Annotated in this window: 2 protein-coding genes and 1 pseudogene; all 3 read left to right on the top strand. The window is 51.9% G+C overall.

All coding sequences use genetic code 11. The annotated features are described in order from the left end of the window. A pseudogene (locus VIM72_RS18865) lies at positions 1 to 1,575 on the top strand (peptidase); the annotation flags it as partial. 3 nt (positions 1,576 to 1,578) lie between these two features. After that, positions 1,579 to 3,027, top strand: a complete 1,449-nt coding sequence (locus VIM72_RS18860; RefSeq protein WP_332004376.1) for an amidohydrolase — start codon at positions 1,579 to 1,581, stop codon at positions 3,025 to 3,027. Between the two features lie 17 nt (positions 3,028 to 3,044). Then, positions 3,045 to 4,253: M14 metallopeptidase family protein (locus VIM72_RS18855; protein ID WP_332004375.1), on the top strand; the 1,209-nt coding region annotated here is incomplete at its 3' end.

The following is a 4,253-nucleotide window of genomic DNA, read 5'->3' as shown; positions in this document are numbered from 1 at the left end:
GACAACTGGACCTTCTATCCCAGTTATATCGATAGTATAAAACTGGCCAATAAGAACAGTAAAAAATCCGAACCCGGCACAGAAGGAGAGGGTGGTGGCGAATTCTCCTTCGGCCGGGAGGATACTGTAGCCGTAAAGTATTACGATGCGGTGCTGAAAGACCCTATGCGCCGGGATGCCCGCGGGTACATCATCCCCGCGGATCAACCGGATTTTCCCACTGCGGTAAAATTTATCAACGCCCTTATTCAATCAGGCATAGCGGTGCAGAAAGCCACGGCAGCTTTTACGGTGGGGGGCAGGCAATACCCTGCCGGTTCCTATATTGTAAAAACCAGCCAGGCTTTTCGCCCGCATGTAATAGACATGTTTGAGCCACAGGATCATCCGAACGATTTTCAGTATGAAGGAGGGCCGCCCATACGTCCCTACGATGCCGCCGGGTGGACGCTGGCCTTCCAGATGGGAGTACAGTTCGACCGTATGCAGGAGCCCTTCAGTGGTCCTTTTGAAAAGGTGCCCTATGGCAGCCTGCAATCACCACCTAAACAGGAAGTGCCTACCGGCAAAGGATACCTGGTAGATGCACGTATCAATAATGCCTTTATTGTAGTGAACGACCTGCTGAAAGCCGGTGTGAAAGTATTTCGTTTACCCGCCGGCGTTACCGGGGCAGGCAGTTTTTATATACCCTCTTCCGCAAAAGCCCGTGAGGTGCTGGTAAAAGATGCGGCGCAATTTGGTATACCCGTTACCGTTAGTGACAACAAACCCGCGGGGCTAACTTCCATATCTCCTTTGCGCATCGGCATCTGGAACAACTATGGCGGGTCTATTCCCGCCGGCTGGATCAGCTGGCTCATGGAACAGTACCATTTCCCTTACCGGTTCGTGTACACTTCCGCTATCGACAGCGGGAAGCTGCGTAGTAAATACGATATGATCATTTTTGCCACCGGCGCCATACCCGATACCGGTAAGCCTAAGAAGGCGCGTAACGGTTACGAGAGTAAACCTCCAAAGCCGGAAGAGCTGCCGGCTGAATACCGTGGCTGGCTGGGAAAAATTACGGCAGATACCTCCATTCCCCAGCTGAAGAAATTCCTGGAAGAAGGCGGTCGTATAGTGACCATCGGCAGCAGCACCAACCTGGCCTATCATCTGCAGCTGCCGGTGCAGAACGCATTGGTGGAGAAGAACAGTAAAAATGAATGGAAGCCCCTCAGCGGTACCAAATACTATATTCCGGGCAGCCTGTTGCTGGCAGATATTGATACCACCGCCCCGGAAACCTTTGGCATGGCGGCCAGGAATGATGTATACTTTGAGCGAAGCCCTGTTTTTAAACTGGGCGCAACCGGCGATACTGCCAGCATAAAAAAACTGGTGTGGTTCTCCAATGATAAGCCGCTGCATAGCGGCTGGGCCTGGGGGCAGCAGTATCTCAAAAACGGCATTGCGGCATTTACAGCGCCGGTAGGCAAAGGCAAACTGTATGCCTTCGGTCCGGAGATCACTTTCCGTGGTCAGTCTCACAGCACTTTTAAATTACTGTTTAACCAATTGTATAAATAACCTATGAGGCAGCAAATTATTTTGGGCAGTATGTTATGTTGCCTGGCTTTACCGGCAACAGCGCAACAGGATAAAAATAAATCGACCATGATCACTTACCTGGACCAGCATACGGCCAGTTATGATACTATCGCAAAAAAGATCTGGAGCTATGCGGAGCCGGGATACCTGGAAGAGAAAAGCTCGGCGTTACTGCAGGCAACATTGCAGCAACAGGGCTTTACCGTGAAAGCCGGTATTGCCGGCATTCCTACCGCATTTGAAGCCAGTTATGGCAGCGGAGAACCGGTGATAGCCATCCTGGCGGAGTATGATGCATTGCCGGGATTATCGCAGGAAGCGACGCCGGAAAAACATCCTGTGCACGACGGCGCTCCGGGGCACGGATGCGGACATAACCTGTTCGGAACAGCCTCCGTGGCTGCTGCGGTAAGCGTGAAAAACTGGCTGCAGTCGAGCGGTGCAAAAGGCACCATCCGTTTGTATGGCTGTCCTGCTGAAGAAGGCGGTTCCGGTAAAGTATACATGGTAAGGGAAGGATTGTTTAAAGATGTAAGCGCCGTATTGCACTGGCATCCCGGCAACCAGAACTCCGCAGCAGTAGCGCCCTGGCTGGCTAATAAAAATGCCAAGTTCAGGTTCTATGGCACCGCGGCCCATGCATCCGGCGCTCCTGAAAAAGGCCGCTCTGCCCTCGATGGCGTGGAGGCTATGGACTATATGGTGAACATGATGCGGGAACATGTGCCTTCTACCACCCGCATCCACTACGTGATCACCAAAGGAGGAGATGCGCCTAACGTGGTACCGGCATTTGCAGAAGTATACTATTATGTAAGACATCCCGAAATGAAAGTAGTGAAAAGCGTATGGGAACGGCTGGTGAAATGTGCAGAAGGCGCTGCCCTGGGAACCGGTACCCGCATGGATTACGAGGTGATAGGAGGAGTGTATAACATGCTGCCCAATATTACGTTGTCGCAGGTAATGGATAAGAACCTGCACCAGGTAGGCGGTTTCCGTTATACGCCGGAGGAAAAAGACTTTGCGAAGAAGATCCAGTCCACCTTTGTGGAAAAAGATAACACGCCGGATCCCGATACCGTCACATCCCGCGTGAGCCCTTTTATGATGATCAAGGATGCAGGCGGCGCTTCCTCCGATGTAGCGGATGTAAGCTGGGTGGCGCCTACTGCCGGTATTGTAACAGCCACTTTTGTACCCGGATCATCGGGGCATAGCTGGCAGAACGTAGCCGCCGCCGGTAGCAGTATTGGCGTGAAAGGAATGATGGTAGCCGCCAAAACAATGGCCCTCACCGCTTATGATTTGTTTAAAAGCCCCGAAACCCTGAAAGCAGCAAAAGAAGAACTGGGACAAAGACAGGGAACAGGATTTAAATATGAAGCCATGCTGGGCGACAGAAAACCGGCACTGGATTACCGTAAATAACTCAATCAGTAAACGCTATGAAAAATAAACTGCTTGCCACGGCCATCACGCTGGGATTGTTTTGCGCAACTGCGGCGGCGCAACATATTCCTTCCCCGAAAGAACACTTCGGGTTTAATATAGGCGATGATTACCAGCTGGCCAACTACACCCAAACAGCGGCGTACTTTAAGCAACTGGCGGCATCGTCGGATCGTGTACAATTGGTGAACATCGGCAAAACGGAAGAAGGCCGTGATCAGTATATGCTCATCATCTCTTCTCCCGGAAATATTAAACTCCTCGAGAAATATAAAAAGATATCGCAGCAACTGGCGCGTGCAGAAGACCTTTCCACTGAACAGGCGCGTGAACTGGCAGCAGCGGGAAAAGCAGTGGTGTGGATAGATGGCGGTCTTCATGCTACTGAAGTAGTAGGCACCCACCAGCTGATTGAAACAGCATGGCAGCTGAGCAACAGAACAGACGCGGAAACCATGCGTATCCTCGACAATGTGATCATCCTGATGACGCATGCCAACCCTGATGGGCAGGAGCTGGTATCCAACTGGTACATGCGCCATACCGATACGCTGCAACGTACGGTAGACCAGCTCCCGGTGCTGTACCAGAAGTATATCGGGCATGACAACAATCGCGATTTCTATATCATGAACATGAAAGAAAGCGTGAACATGGGCCGGCAGTTGTTCCTGGAATGGATGCCACAGATCATGTACAACCATCACCAGCGCGGGCCCGAAGGCTCTGTGCTCGCGGGCCCGCCCTACCGCGACCCCTTCAACTATTTCTTTGATCCGCTCATGATCACCGGTATCGATGCATTAGGCGCCGCCATGTATAACCGCCTCAATGCGGAAGATAAGCCCGGCTACACCCGCCTTAACGGTTCCAGCTTTTCTACCTGGTATAACGGCGGCTTACGCACCACCACGCAGTATCATAATATGATCGGGCTGCTCACGGAAATTATCGGCAATCCCACACCGGAAAAGATCCCCGTAGTGCCGCAACGCCTTATCCCCAACGGCGCCACACCCAACCCGGTAACGCCGCAAAACGACTGGCGCTTTAGGCGCTCTATTGAATACTCGGTGTCGCTGAACTATGCGGTGCTCGACTATGCAGCCAGACAACGTGATGAAGTGCTGTTCAATATTTATAAAATGGGCCGTAACGCCATTGAAAAAGGCAACCAGGATTCATGGACCTTATCACCTAAACGT

The sequence above is a fragment of the Chitinophaga sp. genome, assembly GCF_036569185.1.
Lineage (GTDB): Bacteria > Bacteroidota > Bacteroidia > Chitinophagales > Chitinophagaceae > Chitinophaga.
The sequence above is the reverse complement of the archived record's forward strand: the minus strand, read 5'-3'. Positions and strand labels throughout refer to the sequence as shown.

Bases quoted from the DNA above. Each gene is read 5' to 3' on its own strand.
- VIM72_RS18860 (WP_332004376.1), top strand. From the start codon at position 1,579: ATGAGGCAGCAAATTATTTTGGGCAGTATGTTATGTTGCCTGGCTTTA.